Origin of the sequence: Rhodococcus sp. 008 (assembly GCF_001682295.1) — a bacterium.
GTDB lineage: Bacteria > Actinomycetota > Actinomycetes > Mycobacteriales > Mycobacteriaceae > Rhodococcus_F > Rhodococcus_F qingshengii.
The window spans coordinates 2,595,838-2,615,166 of sequence record NZ_CP012749.1 but is presented as its reverse complement, the minus strand read 5'-3'; the positions used below and the strand labels follow the sequence as shown (position 1 = coordinate 2,615,166).

Sequence of the window (19,329 nt, the reverse complement as noted above, 5' to 3'; positions counted from 1 at the left end):
AAGCTCCCCACCTGCGTGAACAGGTGGGGAGCTTTGGCGGTGGCGGAGGGATTTGAACCCTCGGACGGGGGTTACCCGTCACACGCTTTCGAGGCGTGCTCCTTAGGCCGCTCGGACACGCCACCGTTGGTGACTTTACCGGATGGAGTGCCCGTGGCTGAAATCGCCAGGTGGAGCGGTACTACGTGAGCTTGTCCTTGATGCTGGAAGCGGCGTCCTTGACCTTCTCGCCTGCATCCTTGACGGCCGATTTCACCTGGTCGCCCTTGCCTTCGTTTTCGAGGTCCCGGTCACCGGTAGCGCTGCCAGCAGCTTCCTTGGCCTTGCCCCCGAGGTCTTCGGCCTTGTTCTGAGCCTTGTCTGCGATTCCCATGAGTACTCCTCTGTGAACGCGAACGAATCGCCTTCCGACGATCCGCCGATGCCCTGACGGCATCTGCCTCCACCATGCCCTCGATTGATGGATCCGGCTACCCGAGTGTGCGATCACTCTCGATGGGGAATGCCGAATTCAGGCCCGCTGCTCGCGGAAGAAATCTTCCAAAAGCCCAGCGCATTCGTCCTCGAGGACCCCGCCGCGCACCTGCGGCCGATAGGTCAATCTTTTATCTCGAACTACGTCCCATAATGATCCGACGGCTCCGGTTTTCGGCTCCCACGCCCCGAAAACGACCCGAGAAACCCGGGCGAGGACCAGAGCGCCCGCACACATCGTGCATGGCTCGAGGGTCACGGCAAGCGTCGCACCTTCCAGGCGCCAGCCGTCACCGTAGGTTTTTGCGGCAGCACGCAACGCGAGGATTTCGGCGTGCGCGGTCGGATCGGACGACGCTTCCCTGGCATTGGAGGCCCGAGCAACTTCGACGCCGTCTGCGTCGAACACCACTGCCCCGACCGGGACGTCTGCGTCGGAGGTGGAACGTGCGGCCACGATGGCCGCACGGATCATGCGCTGGTCGTCAGCGAGAGTCATCTAGCGCGGGAGCTTGTCGAGCGCTGCGCCGAACTCGGATGCGAACCCGAGTCGCTGCGCGATCATCCCCAACTGCTCGTCCGGATAGAGATCGGTCTCGGCCGCGATGACGGCGAGCACGGGTTCCGGCAGGCCCAGATCGGCCAGCACGGACAGATCGCCCTCTTCCCAGGGTTCGACATCGTCGAGGTCGTCCGGGTCGATGTCGGGGATCTCGATGTGCAAGGCGTCGAGGACATCGGCTGCGATGTCGTAGTCGATGGCGGCGGTCGCGTCGGAAATCAGCAACTGCGTGCCCGACGGCGCCGGACGCAACACGATGAAGAACTCGTCGTCGACGTCGAGAAGACCGAAGACGGCACCCGAACTTCGCAGCTCACGCAGCTGCGTTTCGGCGGCCGAGAGCGAGGTCAACGCGTCGGGCGTCAGTGCCTTGACCGTCCAACGCCCCTCTTCACGGACCACCGCGACACCGAAGCCTTCAAGCTCCTCCGACTGGTTCGAAGAGGCGCTCTTGTTACCCGCGCGCTGTGCACCCATGGCGCAACGGTAGCCCGCCTGGTGCCAGTGAGTGAAGTCCGAGCATCGATGTGCCAACCTGAACTCGTGTCTGCGATCGATTCCGCCCCACCAGTCTGCGTTCTCGGCCTCGGATTGATCGGCGGTTCGCTACTTCGCGCCGCCGTCCGATCCGGCCGCCGGGCGTGGGGTTACAACCGTTCCAGCGAGTCCGCCGACGCGGCCCGAGCCGACGGTTTCGACGCCGACACCGATCTGGTTTCAGTGCTTCAGAGAGCGAACGAAAGCGGCGCGATCATTGTGATCGCCGTGCCGATGCCTGCCGTCGACGCCACCTTGGAGGCAATCGCCGCGCATGCGCCCGACAATCCGATCACGGACGTCGTCAGCGTCAAGGGTGAAGTGAAGGCCGCGGTCGAACGAGCGGGCTTGAGCGCCAAGTTCGTGGGCGGTCATCCGATGGCGGGGACGTCAGCTTCGGGTTGGGCGGTCGGGGATGCCGATCTGTTCGTCGACGCGGTATGGGTCGTTGCCACCGACGAGGGCGTCGACGCAGATGTGTGGTCGCAGGTCGCCGACCTCGCGCTCGACTGCGGCTCGGTGGTAGTGCCGGCCGAATCCCTCGAGCACGATCGAGCAGTCGCGCGAATCTCGCATCTGCCTCACCTGCTCGCGGAAACGCTTGCGATCACCGGAGCTGCCGGCGGCGAACTGGCTCTCGGGCTGGCTGCCGGATCATTTCGCGACGGCACCCGCGTAGCCGGGAGCGCTCCTGGCCTGGTGCGGGCGATGTGCGAGGGCAACCGCGACGCCCTGCTGGTCGCGCTGGACGAGGCGCTCGACCTTTTGCAGGGTGCACGTACCGATCTGCTCGACAACGGCTCGACGGCACGATTGGTGGACGCAGGGTTCGCGGCGCGCGGCGCCTACGAGTCGCACGAGCGGTGGGACATCGAAGACGTTCAGGCCGGAGAACCCGACTGGATCAACCGGATGCGAGACGCCGGTCGACGCGGCGGCGTCATCCGGCGATCCGCAACCTAGAACTACGCAACCTGGAGATACGAAACCTAGATACGAGTTGCCAGACCCGGGTAGTCGAGGACAAAACCTTCGGTGTCGACGGACAGCGTCGAGATGGACACCGGGGACAGCACACTGATTCCGTCTGCGCCGGAGCTGTAGGTGATGGTCGCACCCTCGACGCGCAGGTCGAGGAGATTGACGTAGACGACCGGGACCTCGGCGTCTTCGATGTCGTTCTGCAAGCCGACGCGGCGGATGGGCAGCGTGTTGAAGAACGGGCTGAGGATCACGTCGACATCGAGTGCGCCATCGAACGCAGAGCGCTGGTGACTGGCGCCGTTCTCGACCATCCAGGTGCCTTCTTCGTCCCGGCTGATCGACATCTGACGCTCACCGGCGGCCAGGGCGGTCCGCACGGACAACCGGCGGGTGATGCCGGCCTCGTCGGTGACCAGGTCGTACGACGCGCTGAATGCCGGGTGCTCACTGCAGGCTCCACCGATGATCCGGCCGGAAGCCTTGATGCGATTTCCGTTCAGCTGCACACGAACAGACTCCATACGAGGAGCGTTGTGGGCCTGCCAGGTCAATACCGCGGGCCAGGACGCGTCACCGGAAGGTTGGATGCTCACCCGACCACGGTAATGGACGAACGGGCACGGAGCACCGCTGGTTCGGGTTATTGCTTCGATCAGGGACCTTTTAGGGAGTTCGATCGGCCCCGAAGATCTCGATGTAAGGCGTTTCACAACGGTTCTTCCGTAAGGAGCACGCCGCGGACCGAATAGTTGGCAAACGGTGTCGGAGTTCTCGAGTACCGTGCTTCTAGGTCGGTTCGTGAGGAAGGGTGCTGTGACGTCGTCGCGGAGCATGGTGGGTTTGTTTGCCGGTATCGGTGGTCTCGAGTTGGGGCTCTCGGAACATGGGTGGAACACCGAACTGCTGTGTGAAATCGATCCGGGCGCGCAGGCAGTTCTCCGTTCGCGTTTCGCCGACGTGCCGTTGCACGGTGACGTCACCAAACTTCGCGCGCTGCCCAGTGACATCGAATTGGTGGCCGCCGGTTTCCCCTGCCAGGACCTCTCTCAGGCCGGCAAAACGGCAGGCATCACCGGCGCACGCTCAGGCCTGGTGGACGAGGTGTTCCGTCTGGTCAAGCGCAAGAAGGGCCCGCGCTGGCTGTTGATCGAGAACGTTCCGTTCATGCTCCAGCTCGGCAAGGGCGCCGCCATGCGGCACATCACCGACGCCCTCGAAGACCTCGGATACACCTGGGCGTACCGGGTGGTCGACGCCCGCGCCTTCGGACTCCCCCAGCGTCGCCAGCGAGTCATCATGCTTGCCTCGCGCACAGATGATCCCCGCGAAATCCTGTTCGGCCAGGACGCCGGCGAGCGCCTGGGTGGCGATCCCGCGGACTACCCCTGCGGCTTCTACTGGACCGAAGGCACTCGCGGTCTCGGATGGGCCGTCAATGCCGTGCCGACGCTCAAGGGCGGCTCGTCCGTCGGCATCCCCAGTCAGCCGGCAGTCCGGTTGCCGTCAGGTGAGATCGTCACTCCCGGTCTAGTCGATGCCGAGCGACTGCAGGGTTTCGATCCCGACTGGACGCTGCCGTCCGTCGAGGTTCCCGGCCTACGCCACAGCCATCGCTGGAAGCTCGTCGGCAATGCCGTGAGCGTGCGGATGGCGTCGTGGGTCGGTGGCCGGTTGAGCGATCCCATCGAATACGACGCCGCGGGCGAGACGCCACTCGAACCGGGCGACGCCTGGCCGAGTGCGGCCTGGGGCCGTAACCGCCAGGCCTTCCGCGTCCATACCTCGACCTGGCCGGTCCAGTACGACTACGAGGATCTGAGCGGCTTCCTCGAAGACACGCGGTTGCTGTCGGCTCGGGCCACCGCCGGCTTCCTCAAGCGCGCACGCATGGGTAATCTTCGGTTCATCCCCGGTTTCATCGAGGACGTCGAAAGCCATCTCGAGCGGATGGGCGGATACCCCGAGGCCGCAGCATGACGGACTCGCTGTTCCCCGAATCTGAAACGCTGTTTTCCGAGCCGGAACACGAACCACTGTGGAGTGCACTGCAACTCGCGGGCGACAAGCCCCCGGCCGACGCCGATCGCGGCGAGAAGAAGAACTACGCCCAGCGACTGTCCAATCAACTGGCACAGACGGTCGCCGACGCTCTGCGTCCGCTGTATCCCAACATCACCCCGACGGCGTCCGGTGAAGGCCAGGAGGCAACAGTCGATGTCGCCAAGGGCCGAAAGCGCTTGGACGTCAAGGCACTCGACCCCACTCTCGGCCTGATCCTCTGCGTCTCCATCAAGACGTACAACTTCCAGGACTACAGTCCCCGCAGCGGCAAGCTGGGACGGTGGACCAAGAACATCGTCCGCAACGACCACGAATTGCGTGGCGAGGCAATGGTTCTGCATCAGCGTCAGCCGTACAGCGTGCTGGTCGCCGTCATGTTCGAGCCGTACGCCACGTGCGACGACGGCGACCCGACCAAGACCAGCGACACCGGCAAATCCTCTTTTGCACACCACGTCACGACGCTCTCGAAGCGCTCGGGCCGAGGCAAGCGCGCGGTGGTCGGCGTTCCGGGAAAGGCCTGGGTGGATCTCGGCGCCGAGGACACCCGCTACGACCTCTTCGAGAAGGTCTACATCGGACTCTACGAACCCGATGGCGCAGTTCGGTTCTTCGACGTCGACGAGCCGCCGCCGCGCAACGGACGCCCCACCGAAGCTCAGACGCTCTCGTTCACCGACTTCGTGACCGTCGTGCACGGTGAAGTGGAGCGTCGCAACAGGTTTGCGCCCACCTGGTCCGATCCCGAAGACAGCGAAGATTCCGACGGCTGAGGGAACCACGGTGCCTGCGACGGATCCTGCCACCAGCGCTCGGATGAGCGCTCAGCGTCGGCGCGACACCAAACCCGAAATCGCACTTCGACGCGAGCTGCATCGACGCGGACTCCGGTACTTCGTGGATCGGGCGCCTGTCAAAGGTGTTCGCCGACGGGCCGATCTGGTATTTCCACGCCGCAAAGTCGCGGTGTTCGTGGACGGATGCTTCTGGCACAGCTGCCCGCAGCATGCGACGTTTCCCAAGAACAACGCGCAGTGGTGGACGGACAAATTGGCCGCCAACGTGGTTCGAGACCGCGACACCGATGCACGTCTGGCAGAGCAGGGTTGGACCGTCATCCGCATCTGGGAGCACGAAGATCCGCTGGTAGCGGCCGAACGCGTCCAGAAAGCCCTGCTCGGTCCGTAAGCTCGATTTCGTGAAGGAACGCAATGTTGCGCGGTGGGGTTTGGTGGCTGCGCTGGCTCTGGGCGGAATCGTCTACTCGTCGTGGATTCTCGAATTCTTCCTGGACACCGGCCTCGACCCGGTGACATCGTTCCTCAGCGAACTCGATGCCGAGAACCAGAAATACCGCGATGTCTTCGGTAACGCCGATGTCCTGTCCGCAATCTTGATGTTGATCTCCGGAGCGCTGGGTCTGCTGATCACGCCCCGGCGAAGGCTCTACGTCACGGGCTGGATTGCGCTGGCGGTGTTCGGCATCGCGACCATCGCCGACGCGTCGTTCCCCCTCGAATGCTCGGGCGAGGGTTGCCCGTCGAGCGCACCCGACGGTCTACTTCCGCAGCTCCACCATGTTCACGCGTTGACGAGCAGCGTGGCGGTCTTCGCGATCTTCACCGCGATGATCGCATTCACCGTGGGAGCGTTCAGGTATCGCGAGCACCCTTCTTTGCGGACGACGGGTCTGACCATTCTGATCCTGACTTCCCTTGCGACGGTGTGGATGTTGACGACCAACAGCATCGAAGTCTCCGGCGGCGGTAATCTCGGACTGGGTATCGCTCAACGTGCGCAGGTGCTGGGAATGTCGTTGTGGTTGTGCACCCTGGCATTTGCGATGTCGAGGCCGCCATCCACCGGGCTCCCGGCGTCGCCGCGCTGACAGGTTTTCCGGCAAGCGATTCGGGCGATCCTGGAACTACAACTGAAAATGGCTGCCCCGAACTAGCGAAGGTGTGCCCATGTCTCTCGCGTCGTCGTTCTTCGCCCATCCGCACCAGGCGTTCACTGCTGGTTTCTATCGCAACGAATCCTTCGACTTCGAGCTACGAGTCGTTCTCGGGCAAGCCACCTTCGGCGCGGCAGACACCGGCGAAGTGCTCTCGGCCATCGCTCACGTCGGCGAGAAGGACCTCGAAGGCTGGTACGAGGCCTGGTTCGACCTCGGCACACGGGTATTCGGGCAGGCAGTAGAGGCAGCCGAGGCCGGGCATTCGCGAAGCGCGTCCAACGCGTACCTGCGGGCGGCGTCGTACTTCGGTGTGGCGATCAACGCAGTCGACGGTCTCAGCGACGATTCGGTTCTGGTCCCCACTTTCAAACGTCACCGACAGGCGTGGGACTGCTTCGTCGACACCACCTCCCAGCCCGTCGAACGCGTCCGGATCCCTTACGAGGACACCTACCTGCCCGGGTACTTCTTCCGGCCGCCCGGGGACGTGCGACGGCCGACGTTGATCATGGTGAACGGTAGCGACGGCCCGATCAGCGGGCTGTGGGGCAGCGGCGGTGCCGGGGCGCTCGAGCGGGGCTACAACGTGTTGATGTTCGACGGTCCCGGTCAGCAGTCGATGCTCTTCGAGCGCAACATCCCGTTCCGTCACGACTGGGAAGCCGTCATCACGCCCGTCGTCGACTATCTCGTGGACCGGCCGGACGTCGATGCGTCGAAGCTGGCGATGTACGGGATCAGTCAGGGCGGGTACTGGGTGCCGCAGTCGTTGGCGTTCGAGCATCGGATCGCGGCAGCGATCGCCGATCCGGGGGTCGTGGACGTGGCCGCGTCGTGGCTCGCCCATATCCCCAAGAACATGCAGAAGCTGCTCGACGAGGGGAAGTCGGAGGCCTTCGACCGCGACATGGCGATAGGGCTGGGAATGAAATTCTCCAAGGACAGCGCCCGAATCTGGCGTTTCCGAGCGCGTCCGTACCTCGCCGACGGCTACTACAACACTCTCGCCGAGGTTCGGAAGTACCACCTCGAACACGTCGCCGGCTCGATCTCCACTCCCCTGCTCATCACCGATCCGGAAGGCGAGCAATTCTGGCCTGGTCAATCCAAGCGGCTTGCCGCCCTCGCCGGCGGACCGACGACGGTGGTTCCCTTCACCGCTGCCGAGGGCGCGAACTTCCACTGCCAGCCCATGGCGAGGCGTCTGACTGATCAGCGGATGTTCGACTGGCTCGACGAGCAGTTGGATCTCTGAATCAGGCCCTCGAATCAACGATCGAATGATGGCGTATTTGCTGTGCGCTCGATGGAGTTCGGCATTCGTCGGGTATCGATCTGTGGAAGCGTGCGAGTGTGCCTACCTATCACGACTATGTGTGGATTCAGCAGTACCTCAACACGAGCCTGTCTCTCGGGTACTGCGCTGCACTCATCCCTCGGTCCACTCCCGCACAGGTGTTGAGTGCCCTCGGCGCCGACGAGAACACACAATCGGAGGCAATCGGGATCGCCGAACTCGGCGAGGTGATGTCCGATCTCACTGAACAGCCCGAGACAGCCGGGGCTGGGCAGGTAGTCGCAGTCGCGGCGGTGGGCGACGACAGCACACTGTTGATGCAGATCAACGGCGGTTCCTTCGCTATCTCCGAAGAATTGATGCGGCCCCTTCTATCCGATCGCGAGGTGGCTTCGCACTATCTCAGCGTCAATGCCGACAGCCAGTTCATCTGGTGGTCGAACGGCACACGCGTGGCTGAATTCGAACTCTTCGGATCCAGCCCGGTGGTCGGGGACGATCGGATGGTGGATTTGATTCTCGATGTCGGCGGAATCGGAATCGACGATGACGCCCAAGGCTATGCAGGTGAGTATGCGTTGGAGGGCGCCTTTGCTCTCGCCGAGCAGATCACCGGCGTCGCAGTCCCCGCCTCGCTATTCGTGGAAGGCCAATTTATGGTGGCCGTTGTCCCCAAGTCAGGACAGTCCCCCTCGGCAGATGTGCCATCTGAGGCTTCTCCGCGAAAGTCGCCCGCTGCGTGGAGCGAGGTAGCGCGACGTTACAAAGCGGCGGAACGGATTCCGCTACATGGGGTGATGTTCCGCGGGCGACCCCCCGGCGGTCGTCCCTCCGTGCGACTCGAATTCTGGTTCAAGCCGCGCACCTGCATCCGTCTCGAAGACGAGCAGGGAGTGCTGTTTCTGCAGAACCGACAGAAGCAGACGTGGTTCCGCACCGACGGGGTCCTCGAACGACGAAACGGCGGATACAGTCTCGACATCCATATCGAACAACTTCTCCAGATACACAGAACCTGGCCGTACACACCTTTCGCCGACCTACGCCCACCCGACACGACAGGGCGGGAAGTAGAGGTCGACGGGCGGAGAGCGTGGGAATTCGCGATGCCACCGGATTGGGCCGGCCGTGTTGCCACGGTGGCGTTCGACGCGGAAACCGGGATCCCTTTGCGGTGGGCGGACCGAACGGGCAGCCATGAGATATCGGCGCTGGAAACCGGTATCGACGTCGACGACGGCTTTTTCTCCGGCCCCTGATAATCGAAGCAAGCGAGGCGTCTGACGGATCAGCGGATGTTCGACTGGCTCGACGAGCAGGTGGATCTCTGAATCAGGACACTTTCTCCTTTTTCGTCAAGAGAGTGGCGAGCATCGGCAACAGCAGAACCGTGATCGCCCCGGCCGCGACAAGAATCGACGCGTTGTCCGAGGACATCTGATGCGCGTCGACGGCCGCGCCAGTGACCGCCACGATCATGGGCAGGCCGGTAGCCCCGTACAACGCGACTTGCGCACTTTCGCGCGTGGTGAAGGGTGGTTCGACCTTCTCGAACTTGGTCACGAAGAACACCGGCACGCCGCGGACTACAACGATCAGGATCAAAAACGCAATCAGTATGCCGGGACTGGCGGCGACCGCCGAGACGTCGATCGCCATGCCTGAAGTGATGAAGAAAATCGGGATGAGGAACCCGAAGGCGATCCCGTCGAGCTTGATCTCGAGGCGCTCGTCGCCCTCTGGCATCAGTCGCCGCAGGATGAAGCCGGCGGCAAACGCACCGAGAATGACGTCGAGTGAGAACACGGCCGACAGCACTCCGAGGCTGACCAACAACAGAACGGTGAGGCGGACCGTCGTCTGCGCCGTGGTGTCCGCTCCTGCCCGCACCAGGCGATGTGTCCACGAGCCTTCGTGAATCAGCTTGCCGGGCAGCACCGCCACGATGATGGCGATCACGGCGAAGACGGCAAGAACGATCAGCGACAGGATGGCGCCACGGGCACTCAGCAGCACCGCCATCGCGACGACCGGCCCGAGCTCGCCGACGGCCCCGTGGTTGAGGACGGTCTTGCCCAAGCGTGTGTCGAGGAGTTTGTTGTCCTTGAGGATCGGCAGCAGCGTGCCCAGAGCGGTCGACGTCATCGCGATGGCAACTGCGGCTTCGGCGGAGATCACGTTCCTCATGCCAAGCAGCGCGACCACCGTGAACGCCAGCGCGAGGCAGAACAGCCACGTGTAGAGCGCTCGACGTCCGCCGCGCCCACTGAGTTCCTGTCGGTCGATCTCGTAGCCGGCGAGCAGGAACAGCATGCCGAGGCCGAGTTCGCGGAGGATGCCGATCGCTTCGCTGTCAGCTGCGATGTTGAGGGCGAACGGCCCGACCACTGCGCCCGCGACCAGTAGCAACACCACTTCGGGAACCAGTCGACGCGGGATCAGGCCCGCGACTATCGGCGCGATGGCCGCGATCAGCGCAATCCAGAACAGCGAGGAGGCAATTGAAGGCACGGATCATTGTCGGACAAAACCGACCACTCTGCACACATTGCGACCGGTCAGTCTGGTAGAAGTATCGAATGCTCACCTAGTAATGCGTGAGCAATCCCACGTGAAGGAACGGCCATGACACAACCCCCGCAGGACCCTAACCAGCCATATGGCCAGCCGCCTCAGCAGCCGTACGGGCAGCAACCCCAGCAGCCCTACGGACAGCAACCACCGGCTCAGCAACCTTATGGACAGCCTTATCCAGACCAGTCTGGCGCGCCGTTCCCGGGCCAGTACGCTCAGCCGGCCGGTGGATTTCAGCAACCGCCGCCTTCACCGGCGAAAAAGAAGAAGTGGCCATGGGTCGTCGGAGGCATCGTGGCGTTCTTCGTGATTGTCGCGATCGCCACTGGCGGCGGGGACAAAGACAAGGAAGAATCCGCCGCGGCCCCCACAACCACGCAAGCCGCGGCCAACGGTGCCTCCGTGGCCGCAGTTGCCCCGGCCGAAGCTCCCAAGGAAACGAAGTCTTCGAATCCCGGAATCGGCGAGGAAGTGCGAGACGGAAAGTTCGGTTTCGTCGTGACGGGTATCGAGACCGGCCTCACGACGATCGGCGACAATCCCTACTTGCAAGAGCAAGCTGAGGGTCAGTTCGTACTCGTTCACGTCGAGATCACGAACACTTCCGACAAGCCCCAGGCTTACTTCGGATCCAATCAGACCTTGATCGACACCGAAGGTCGCGAATTCACCAACAACACGATGGCAGCGATCAATATCGACGCCGAAACCGCGATCGGCGGCGACATAAACCCCGGCATCACCCGGAAGACCACCATTGTCTTCGACATCCCGACCAGTGCCACCCCCAAGGAGATCGAGGTACACGACTCGATGTTCTCCGGTGGCGCCACAATTTCGCTTCAGTAAACCCGGAACAGTAAGAACGACGGTCTCCACCAGTTGACGATCAGCTGGTGGAGACCGTTCTCCTGCGAAAGGCCAACGGACTGAGGTCAGTACAGGTACTTGCGGTACGCCTCTTGTCTGGCGGGTTCGAGGTCCTCGACGCGCAGGCTGTGTTGCTCCGCCATCATGTCGCGCAGACTCGGCACCTCATCGGATGCGGGCCACGTCGACGGATCCCACAGCTTCGCCCGCAGAATCGCTCTCGCGCAATGCAGATACGCCTCGTCGATCTGCACGATCACCGCAAGCTGTGCAGGCTTGCCGTTCATCGCCATCGAATCCAACAGATCAGGATCGGTGGACAGAGTCGCCGTGCCGTTGACGCGCACGATCTCGTCGTGCCCGGGCGCGAGAAAGAGGATCCCCACGTGAGGATTCTCGATCATGTTCCGGTACGAGTCGGCGCGCCGGTTGCCCGGACGATCCGGGAGCACCAGTGTCTTCTCGTCGGGGAAGAGAACCTGACTGACCAAGTCTCCGCGCGGCGAGCAATCGCAATTTCCGGCCGCATCGGATGTCGCGAGCACAAAAAACCGTGCCTGCTCGATGAATTCACGGATCAACGGAGTCGTGTAAGCGGTCTGCTTCTCCATGATCGTCGGATGGGGCTGTCCGAGAATCGCATTGAGTTGTTCCACGGATTCGATCCGCCCGCCCGGGGCGTTCGACGCCGTCACGTCGACACGTCGTCGAGCACGTGGTGGCGCCCGAGCGGCAACACCAACGGCTTACCCGACATGGGGTCCGGGATGATTCGGCACTCGAGACCGAACACGGTGCGGACGTTGTCGCTCGTGAGCACCTCGGCAGGATCACCCGCCGCGTAGACCCGGCGATCGGCCATGGCGACGAGGTAGTCGGCGTAGCGGGCGGCGAGATTGAGATCGTGCAGAACCATGACAATCGTTGTACCCCGAGTCCGGTTCAGGTCGGTGAGCAGGTCCAAGACCTCAACCTGGTGGCTCACGTCCAAGAAGGTGGTCGGCTCGTCGAGTAGAAGCAGATCGGTTTGTTGGGCGAGCGCCATCGCAATCCACACACGTTGGCGCTGACCACCGGAAAGCTCGTCCACCGATCGTTCGGCCAATCCGGTTGTGTCCGTGGCCGCAAGCGCCTCGGCGACAGCTGCGTCATCCTCGCGGCTCCACCTCGACAGCACCCGCTGATGTGGATGACGACCACGGCCGACGAGATCGGCGACAACTATCCCTTCCGGTGCGATCGGTGACTGCGGCAGCAGACCGAGCGTGCGAGCGAGCTTCTTCGCAGGCAGGCGATGAACATCCTTGCCGTCCAACAGAACATGACCGCTTCGGGGACTGAGTAGCCGCGACATCGACCGCAGCAGTGTCGATTTGCCACACGCGTTGGCGCCCACGATGGTCGTGATCTTTCCCGGCGGCACCGCGAGGTCGAGCGATTCGACGACGGTCCGTCCTCCGTAACCGAGTTCGAGGTTTTCGGCAGTCAGAGTATGGGATTCGGTCACAGCGAACCTCCCGTTCGGTTGGAGCGAATGATGAGGTAGACGAGATACGGCGCTCCCAGCGCGCCAGTCACCACGCCAACGGGGTAGCGGGTGCCGAAGGCGTACTGTCCGCAGAAATCGGCAACTAGCACCAGCAGCGCTCCGACCAGCGCCGACGGAATCAAAAGTGATGTTCCCGGACCGACGATGCGGGCGGCGATGGGCCCTGACAGAAATGCGACGAAGGCGATGGGCCCCGCAGCGGCAGTGGCAAAGGCGATGAGTCCGACGGCCGCAATGATCGTCAGAATGCGCGTTCGTTCCACTCTGACGCCGAGCGCTTGTGCTGCGTCGTCACCGAGCTGGCTGGTCGAAAGGTTGCGCGATTGGCTCAGCAGCACCGGTCCGAGGACAACCAGCGCCAGGAGTACGGGAACCGTCGAACCCCAGTTGGCACCGTTGAGACTGCCGGTGAGCCAACGCATCGTCTCCTGCAGATCCCACGCGGCGGCGGTACTGAGAAGGTAGGCGGTGACGCTGTCGAGCATCGCGGCGATTCCGATACCGATCAGTATGAGCCGAGTGCCCGCCACACCGTCCCGGAAAGACAGAACGTAGATCAAGACTGCGACGCCCAGACCGACGGCGATAGCAAAAACCGATACCTGTGAACCGCCGAGTGAAAGCGAGATGATCACGAAAGCCGCTGCAGCGCTTGCGCCGGAGCTGATTCCGATGATGTCGGGGCTCGCGAGCGGGTTGCGCAGCATCGTCTGGAACGTGATGCCGCCCAAGCCGAAACAGATTCCGGCGACCACAGCGAGGACAGCGCGAGGCAGACGGAGGCGACCGACGGTGAACGAGGCACCAGGCACGTTCTCCCCCAGCACGACGCGAAGCACATCTGACGGCGGGTAGAAGGTTTTTCCCACCATCAGAGTGACCGCGAAAGAGGCGACGGCGAGGACCGTCAGCACGGCAATCACGATGCGGCGGCGTCTACCTCGTCGGATACGGCTTGCTCCGACTGCGTCGACCTCGACTTCGGGAGTAACGAATGTAGTGGTCACAGCTCACGTATCTTCTGACGGCGGACGATATAGATGAAGAAGGGCGCTCCGATGAGCGCGGTGATGATGCCGACGTCGATTTCGCTCGGCCGGGCGACAATTCGTCCGAGAATGTCGGCGGCGACGAGAAGGCCGGCACCTGTCAGCGCAGAAAACGGTAGTAGCCAACGGTTGTCGATACCGATCAGCAGGCGGCACAGATGCGGGACAACCAAACCGACGAAGCCGATCGGTCCGGCAATGGCAGTGGCTGCACCGCAGAGCAACACTGCACCGAGCGCTGCCACTGCACGAACCACCGCGACGCGTTCGCCGAGACCTGACGCAACCTCGTCGCCGAGCGCAAGAGAGTTGAGACTGCGCGCTGACAGCAGACAGATCACGAAGCCGACAATGAGGAAAGGCAGACCCTGCTGGATCACCTCGAAACTCGCGCCACCGACGCCGCCGATCTGCCACGAACGAATGTTGCCCGCAATATCGTTTCGCGGCAGCATGATCGCAGTGATGAACGAAGCAAACGCAGCCGATGTTGCGGCCCCGGCGAGAGCCAACTTGAGTGGGGTGGCTCCACCTCGCCCGAGTGACCCGACCACGTAGACGAACAACGCCGCCCCGGCTGCACCGAGTACGGCCACCCAGATCATGCTGGTCTGGGTCCACAGTCCGAACCACGCCATTCCGATCACCACGGCGAGCGAAGCGCCCATGTTGACGCCCAGGATTCCGGGATCCGCCAAAGGGTTTCGGGTAATCCCCTGCATCACAGCGCCGGCAAGACCGAGCGCAGCTCCCACGATTATCGCGAGCACCGTCCGCGGAATGCGCTTGGCAATCGCACCCTGACCGATGTTGTCCGTTGAACCGCCTAGTGCGGCAACGATATCGGACCAGTCGACCTCACGAGAGCCGATGACGATCGAAGCGCACATGAGCACCGCGAGGACAACGAGAAGGGCGATCAACCACAGCGAATTGCCGAACGTCGGGCGCCGCGTATCGCGAGCGCCCGACGTCGAATCCTGCGAGGTTACAGTCACTCCGACTTTCCAGCGGCCCCGGCGAGCAGATCGACGTAGTCGCCGAGTACCCACGAAATCGCGAGTGGAGTCGGGTTGGCCGCCGTTCCCATCGGCCCGGTTCCATTGAGGAACACGATCGCGTTGTTGGCGACGGCAGGCATCTGCGAGAGCAGCGGGTCAGCCTTGAGTGCGTCGACAAGTGCCTGGTCACCGTAGGTGACGATCAGTTCGACGTCGTCGAAGACGTCCACACGCTCCGCACTGACCTTCTTCGAGAACTCACCACCCGTCGAGGCGTCAGCAACGCTCTTCGGCGTCGAAAGTCCGAGGTCCTCGAAGAACGCGGCGCGCGTGTCGTTCGCCGTGTAGAAGCTGACCTGGCTCAGATCAGCGGTGTCGACGTGCGTCAGGAACATGGTTGCCTTGCCTGCAAGCTGCGGATGCGCGGCAACCTCGTCGGCGATCTCCTTCTCGATGGTGGAGATCAGTTCCTGCCCTTCGGATTCCATGCCGAGGCCCATGCTGTTGAACTTGATGACGTCACGCCACGACGTCGCCCACGGCCCCTCGGGATACGCCACAACCGGAGCGATCTCACTGAGAGTGTCGTAGTCCTCCTGCGTCAATCCGGAGTATGCGGCAAGAATGACGTCAGGGTTCGTATCGGAGACGGCTTCGAAGTCGATGCCGTCGGTCTCGTCGAAGAGCACCGGCGGCTTCGCGCCAAGGTCGTCGAGCTTTTCCTCGACCCACGGCAGCATTCCGTTGCCGTTGTCGTCACCGAAAGTCGCCGCTGCCATTCCGACGGGAACCACGCCGAGAGCAAGGGGCACTTCGTGATTGGCCCAGGCAACGGTGGCAACTCGCTCCGGCTTGGCGTCGATCGTCGTAGTTCCGAAAGCGTGCTCGATCGTGACAGGGAAGGAGCTGGATCCGCTTCCGGCGCTGCCGCCGTCGGCGGTCTCCGAGGAGTCGGAACTGCAAGCTGTCATGCCGAGGGCGACTGCGACCGCTGCTGCGGCCACCGCCAAGAAGCGTTTTGAACGCATGAAAACAGAACTCTCTCGAGAAGGGGTACGGCCCTCAACCCGGCTCAATCAGGCACTTAGGTGAGGTTTGCCTAAACCGTATACGGGAGGGCAATGTGGCGCAATCGCGTGTTTGGGACACCCCGTGTAGCGATCGAGACAAGGTGTGATGGCCGATCAGCTAGCCCGGAACATCCCTGGTGTAGCGCCTGTCGTGCGCCGGAATGCCGCCCCGAATGCGCTGGTCGAGTGGTAGCCCACACGCTCGGCAACCTCTTGTAGATCCAAGCCGTGGGCAAGAAGGGTCACCGCTCGTTGGGCGCGCACAGCCGAGACCCACTGCCCGAAACTCATCCCGGTCTCCGACCGAAATACCCGGGTGATGGTTCGCGGGCTGACACCGAGGAGCCTTGCCCAGTCGGACAGCGTTCGCATGTCACTCGGATCGTCACCGATCGCATCGACGATGGGTTGCAGAAGTGGCGAGTCCGGCACCAGCACCAGCAACTCGTTCGGCGACGGTGCCAGCACGTCGATCACCATCTGCTCCGTGAGCGAGCGTGAAGAGGTTCCGAGTGAATCGTCTGCCAGTCGCTCGAGGAGGTTCCGCAGCAGCGGAGTGACCTCGATCGCCACCGGCACGTCGGACAGAGAAGGAACTGACGCGATGTCGAGCTGAGCGGCCCGATACCAGGTGCCGGCCGGCGCGATCGCCGAGTGCAGGACGCCGGCGGGCATCCACAGACCGACGGTCGGCGTAATGGTCCACGTGCGCGATCCCACCGTGGCGCTCGACGCTCCCCGCTCGTTCCACAACAATTCGTGAGTCGGGTGCGAGTGCGCATCCCACCGGGTCTCGCGGGAGACAAGTTCGTCCATGCCCGCAATGACAAAGGGCACCTCGACCGCCCCCGCCGAGTAGACCGGGAGCGTCCGACTGTCGACGGTCTCCAACGGGTTCTCCTCGGTTCGCGTGGCTGCTCCGCAGAAAGCATAGGTCGCGGGGATCGGTTGTCGGTTCCCACGATCGCGGGGATCGGTTGTCGGTTCCCACGATCGCGAGGATCACCGCCCGAAATCGCCGAGGTGACCTCACACACATTCAAGAATTGCGTATGCACCACAACAAAAAGAAGGTCACAGACCTGAAGTCTGTGACCTTCTTTCTTGTGCGCCCGAAGGGATTCGAACCCCTAACCTCTTGATCCGTAGTCAAGTGCTCTATCCGTTGAGCTACGGGCGCATGTTCTGTTGTCTTGCTGGTCTTGCGTGTCTTACCGTCGTAATTTCTATCATTTCTAACCCGCCGGTCAAAATCACCGGCTTGGCGGAGGCGAGAGGATTTGAACCTCCGGTCCCTCGTAAAAGGGACAACTCATTAGCAGTGAGTCCCATTCGGCCGCTCTGGCACGCCTCCCTGGGGGTTCCGATCCTTTCGGACCGCCGGATCGAAAGATTACACACCCTTCGCCACCAAAGGCAAAACGTGTGGTCAGCGGACTGTTTTGTGGACTTACCGCAGGTGGCTGTCGAACCAGTCGAAGATCCGGGTCTGAGCTTCGATGATCGAGGCCGAATCAGGGTCGTCGAGGTCAGCGTCCTCGGACAGCTGTGGCGGCTCGTCCGCCCGGTGAGCCAGTCCGGCGTAGCTGACCACCAGTGTCGCGACGTCGGCCTTCGCGGTCGCTTCCCGGAGCAGAGTCACGTGTTCGCGAGGCGTGCTGGGATCGTCCTCGCCGTACAGCGCCAGCCACGGCGCCTGCAGGGAAGTGGCCGCGTCGACAAGCGCCTGAGCATCCACCGACAAGGCTTCGACGATTCCCCGGGCGGCGACGCTCACCGCGGCGCCGACCGGACGGCTGGTGGCCACGAGCATCGCGGCGGTACCGGCGTCGTCGAATCCGAGCACCCCGATGGTGTCTGCGAGAACTTCGCGTCCGACGAGCCAATCGAGGGTCGCGTCGAAGTCGGCGAAGAGGTTGTCACCGAACACCTCACCCTGCATGTGTTCGGGTTCGCGGTGAAACAGGTGAGGTGCGACGCTCACCCACCCTTCGCCGGCAAGCGCGCACATCAGATTCAGCAGAGCCGGGCTGAACTTCCGGGCTTCATGCAGGACGACGATCCCGCCCCGCGTCGGGCCGTCCGGCTCCACCACGGTCAGCGGAACAGCCGTGGCGACCTCCCCTTCGGCTCCGCGCAGATACGCGGTGGCTCTGAAGATTTCCGACATCTTCTAACTCTGACACGCAGACGTCCGCTACGCACCAAATCAGTGCGCGCATAATCGACTCGTGACCGCACACATTCGCCCTGACCTCGCCTCCATCCCCGCCTACGTTCCCGGACGCAATTTTCCGGGTGCGATCAAGCTGGCGAGCAACGAAACGACAGTAGGGCCGTTGCCCGGTGTGCGTGACGCCGTCGCCGACGCGGTCGCCAATGCCAACCGCTACCCGGACAATGCCGCGGTTGCACTCATCGAGGCGCTGGCCAGCTTCTTGAAAGTCGAGCCGGCCAACGTCGCCGTTGGTTGCGGTTCCGTGACGCTGTGCCAGGAACTCGTGCAGATCACGTGCGATCAGGGTGACGAGGTCATCTACGCGTGGCGTTCGTTCGAGGCCTACCCCGTGGTCACTCAGGTCGGCCACGCCGTCTCGGTCAAGGTTCCGCTCACCGAGGACTTCGGCCACGACCTCGATGCGATGCTGGCCGCGATCACCGACCGCACGCGGTTGATCTTCGTGTGCAACCCCAACAACCCGACCGGCAATGCACTGTCGAAGGCAGAGCTCGAGAGCTTCCTCGACGCTGTGCCGGCTCACGTCGTCGTCGCACTCGACGAGGCGTACTTCGAATACTCACGCTCGGACGCCGACGGCATCGAGCTGTTCCGCAGCCGCCCCAACGTGGTTGTTCTGCGCACCTTCTCGAAGGCGTACGGCCTCGCGGGAATCCGCGTGGGTTACGCGGTCGCGGATCCGGAGATCATCGTGGCCCTCGGCAAGGTGCACACCCCGTTCACCGTGAGCGCTGTCGCGCAGGCCGCCGCAATCGCTTCCCTGGCTGCAGCAGACGAACTGCTTGCCCGCACCGAAGGTGTCATCGCCGAGCGGACGCGAGTTCGAACCGCTCTGATCGAAGCCGGGTACACCGTCCCCGAGTCGTCGGCGAACTTCGTCTATCTCCCCCTCGGAGAACTCTCTCCCGCTTTTGCTGAGGCGAGTACCGAAGCGGGCATTCTGATCCGCCAGTACGGCGTCGAGGGCGTCCGGATGACCATCGGCGATCCACACGAGAACGACGCATTCCTCGCTTTCGCGAACACCGACGTCGCGAAGCAGGCCGCGGGCATCGGCGTCACCGCGTGACACTCGATACATAACTGTTACGCCGAGGACTGGAAT

21 protein-coding genes and 3 tRNA genes are annotated in these 19,329 nt (G+C 63.1%); 9 read left to right on the top strand and 15 right to left on the bottom strand.

All coding sequences use genetic code 11. The features are described from left to right. Positions 1–34 precede the first annotated feature (34 nt). From AOT96_RS12250 to AOT96_RS12235, 4 genes are all read right to left on the bottom strand, one after another. Positions 35–125: transfer RNA gene (locus tag AOT96_RS12250), tRNA-Ser, on the bottom strand. Positions 126–181: 56 nt separating this feature from the next. Then, a complete protein-coding gene (locus AOT96_RS12245) occupies positions 182–373 on the bottom strand; it encodes a CsbD family protein (protein WP_003943869.1) in 192 nt (63 codons plus the stop codon). Positions 374–511: 138 nt separating this feature from the next. After that, positions 512–973, bottom strand: coding sequence for a nucleoside deaminase (locus AOT96_RS12240; protein WP_064112063.1), 462 nt, complete (start codon positions 971–973; stop codon positions 512–514). Then, positions 974–1,513, bottom strand: a complete 540-nt coding sequence (locus AOT96_RS12235) for a tRNA adenosine deaminase-associated protein (protein ID WP_003943823.1) — start codon at positions 1,511–1,513, stop codon at positions 974–976. 48 nt (positions 1,514–1,561) lie between these two features. Between AOT96_RS12235 and AOT96_RS12230 the strand changes: the two genes are divergently transcribed. Continuing rightward, positions 1,562–2,536, top strand: a complete 975-nt coding sequence (locus tag AOT96_RS12230) for a prephenate dehydrogenase (RefSeq protein WP_031332706.1) — start codon at positions 1,562–1,564, stop codon at positions 2,534–2,536. Positions 2,537–2,562: 26 nt separating this feature from the next. On the opposite strand, the gene AOT96_RS12225 is transcribed toward AOT96_RS12230, so the two are convergent. Further along, the gene (locus AOT96_RS12225) at positions 2,563–3,150 is read right to left on the bottom strand and encodes a putative glycolipid-binding domain-containing protein (RefSeq protein WP_083197618.1); all 588 of its coding nucleotides are present in this window, start codon (positions 3,148–3,150) and stop codon (positions 2,563–2,565) included. 238 nt (positions 3,151–3,388) lie between these two features. On the opposite strand from AOT96_RS12225, the gene AOT96_RS12220 reads away from it, so the two are divergent. The 6 genes from AOT96_RS12220 to AOT96_RS12195 all read left to right on the top strand — a co-directional run bounded on the left by AOT96_RS12220 (position 3,389) and on the right by AOT96_RS12195 (position 9,131). Next, a complete protein-coding gene (locus AOT96_RS12220) occupies positions 3,389–4,534 on the top strand; it encodes a DNA cytosine methyltransferase (protein ID WP_030535749.1) in 1,146 nt (381 codons plus the stop codon). Further along, positions 4,531–5,391 (top strand): hypothetical protein, encoded by an 861-nt coding sequence (locus AOT96_RS12215; RefSeq protein WP_065351796.1) that lies wholly within the window; start codon positions 4,531–4,533, stop codon positions 5,389–5,391. The genes AOT96_RS12220 and AOT96_RS12215 overlap by 4 nt, the downstream gene beginning before the upstream one ends. 10 nt (positions 5,392–5,401) lie before the next feature. Next, positions 5,402–5,806, top strand: a complete 405-nt coding sequence (locus AOT96_RS12210) for a very short patch repair endonuclease (protein ID WP_019746481.1) — start codon at positions 5,402–5,404, stop codon at positions 5,804–5,806. A gap of 10 nt (positions 5,807–5,816) precedes the next feature. Further along, positions 5,817–6,506 carry a DUF998 domain-containing protein gene (locus tag AOT96_RS12205; protein WP_007731663.1) on the top strand — a complete coding sequence of 230 codons (690 nt, stop codon included), beginning with the start codon at positions 5,817–5,819 and terminating at the stop codon, positions 6,504–6,506. A gap of 79 nt (positions 6,507–6,585) precedes the next feature. Then, entirely contained in the window at positions 6,586–7,830 is a 1,245-nt protein-coding gene (locus AOT96_RS12200; RefSeq protein ID WP_065351795.1) for an alpha/beta hydrolase family protein, read from the top strand. A 98-nt stretch (positions 7,831–7,928) separates the two neighbouring features. Then, positions 7,929–9,131, top strand: coding sequence for a DUF6461 domain-containing protein (locus AOT96_RS12195; protein WP_065351794.1), 1,203 nt, complete (start codon positions 7,929–7,931; stop codon positions 9,129–9,131). A gap of 73 nt (positions 9,132–9,204) precedes the next feature. Here the strand turns inward: AOT96_RS12195 and AOT96_RS12190 are convergent, their stop codons facing one another. Further along, positions 9,205–10,383, bottom strand: a complete 1,179-nt coding sequence (locus AOT96_RS12190) for a cation:proton antiporter (protein WP_065351793.1) — start codon at positions 10,381–10,383, stop codon at positions 9,205–9,207. Between the two features lie 114 nt (positions 10,384–10,497). On the opposite strand from AOT96_RS12190, the gene AOT96_RS12185 reads away from it, so the two are divergent. Continuing rightward, positions 10,498–11,295: a DUF4352 domain-containing protein gene (locus AOT96_RS12185; RefSeq protein ID WP_030535755.1), complete on the top strand. Its 798-nt coding sequence runs from the start codon at positions 10,498–10,500 to the stop codon at positions 11,293–11,295. An 86-nt stretch (positions 11,296–11,381) separates the two neighbouring features. Here AOT96_RS12185 and AOT96_RS12180 read toward each other — a convergent pair whose 3' ends face one another. The 9 genes from AOT96_RS12180 to AOT96_RS12140 all read right to left on the bottom strand — a co-directional run bounded on the left by AOT96_RS12180 (position 11,382) and on the right by AOT96_RS12140 (position 18,155). Continuing rightward, on the bottom strand, positions 11,382–12,011 hold the full coding sequence (locus AOT96_RS12180; protein ID WP_042447707.1) for a pyridoxamine 5'-phosphate oxidase family protein: 630 nt from the start codon (positions 12,009–12,011) through the stop codon (positions 11,382–11,384). Continuing rightward, positions 12,008–12,823, bottom strand: a complete 816-nt coding sequence (locus tag AOT96_RS12175) for an ABC transporter ATP-binding protein (RefSeq protein WP_065351792.1) — start codon at positions 12,821–12,823, stop codon at positions 12,008–12,010. The genes AOT96_RS12180 and AOT96_RS12175 overlap by 4 nt, the downstream gene beginning before the upstream one ends. Next, entirely contained in the window at positions 12,820–13,872 is a 1,053-nt protein-coding gene (locus AOT96_RS12170) for a FecCD family ABC transporter permease (protein WP_065351791.1), read from the bottom strand. Before AOT96_RS12170 ends, AOT96_RS12175 begins: the two co-directional genes overlap by 4 nt. Then, positions 13,869–14,912: a FecCD family ABC transporter permease gene (locus AOT96_RS12165; protein WP_065351790.1), complete on the bottom strand. Its 1,044-nt coding sequence runs from the start codon at positions 14,910–14,912 to the stop codon at positions 13,869–13,871. The genes AOT96_RS12170 and AOT96_RS12165 overlap by 4 nt, the downstream gene beginning before the upstream one ends. Beyond that, positions 14,909–15,943: an iron-siderophore ABC transporter substrate-binding protein gene (locus AOT96_RS12160; protein ID WP_030535759.1), complete on the bottom strand. Its 1,035-nt coding sequence runs from the start codon at positions 15,941–15,943 to the stop codon at positions 14,909–14,911. The genes AOT96_RS12165 and AOT96_RS12160 overlap by 4 nt, the downstream gene beginning before the upstream one ends. Positions 15,944–16,099: 156 nt before the next feature. Next, a complete protein-coding gene (locus tag AOT96_RS12155) occupies positions 16,100–16,876 on the bottom strand; it encodes a helix-turn-helix domain-containing protein (RefSeq protein WP_030535760.1) in 777 nt (258 codons plus the stop codon). 216 nt (positions 16,877–17,092) lie between these two features. Further along, a tRNA-Arg gene (locus tag AOT96_RS12150) sits at positions 17,093–17,165 on the bottom strand. 82 nt (positions 17,166–17,247) lie between these two features. Further along, positions 17,248–17,339: transfer RNA gene (locus AOT96_RS12145), tRNA-Ser, on the bottom strand. A gap of 96 nt (positions 17,340–17,435) precedes the next feature. Beyond that, entirely contained in the window at positions 17,436–18,155 is a 720-nt protein-coding gene (locus AOT96_RS12140; RefSeq protein WP_003943860.1) for a dienelactone hydrolase family protein, read from the bottom strand. 61 nt (positions 18,156–18,216) lie between these two features. Between AOT96_RS12140 and hisC the strand changes: the two genes are divergently transcribed. Continuing rightward, positions 18,217–19,293 (top strand): histidinol-phosphate transaminase, encoded by a 1,077-nt coding sequence (hisC, locus tag AOT96_RS12135; protein WP_065351789.1) that lies wholly within the window; start codon positions 18,217–18,219, stop codon positions 19,291–19,293. Positions 19,294–19,329: the final 36 nt, after the last annotated feature.

Coding starts and splice junctions, on each gene's coding strand:
- AOT96_RS12245 (WP_003943869.1), bottom strand. CDS start 373: ATGGGAATCGCAGACAAGGCTCAGAACAAGGCCGAAGACCTCGGGGGC.
- AOT96_RS12240 (WP_064112063.1), bottom strand. CDS start 973: ATGACTCTCGCTGACGACCAGCGCATGATCCGTGCGGCCATCGTGGCC.
- AOT96_RS12235 (WP_003943823.1), bottom strand. CDS start 1,513: ATGGGTGCACAGCGCGCGGGTAACAAGAGCGCCTCTTCGAACCAGTCG.
- AOT96_RS12230 (WP_031332706.1), top strand. CDS start 1,562: ATGTGCCAACCTGAACTCGTGTCTGCGATCGATTCCGCCCCACCAGTC.
- AOT96_RS12220 (WP_030535749.1), top strand. CDS start 3,389: ATGGTGGGTTTGTTTGCCGGTATCGGTGGTCTCGAGTTGGGGCTCTCG.
- AOT96_RS12215 (WP_065351796.1), top strand. CDS start 4,531: ATGACGGACTCGCTGTTCCCCGAATCTGAAACGCTGTTTTCCGAGCCG.
- AOT96_RS12200 (WP_065351795.1), top strand. CDS start 6,586: ATGTCTCTCGCGTCGTCGTTCTTCGCCCATCCGCACCAGGCGTTCACT.
- AOT96_RS12185 (WP_030535755.1), top strand. CDS start 10,498: ATGACACAACCCCCGCAGGACCCTAACCAGCCATATGGCCAGCCGCCT.
- AOT96_RS12160 (WP_030535759.1), bottom strand. CDS start 15,943: ATGCGTTCAAAACGCTTCTTGGCGGTGGCCGCAGCAGCGGTCGCAGTC.
- AOT96_RS12140 (WP_003943860.1), bottom strand. CDS start 18,155: ATGTCGGAAATCTTCAGAGCCACCGCGTATCTGCGCGGAGCCGAAGGG.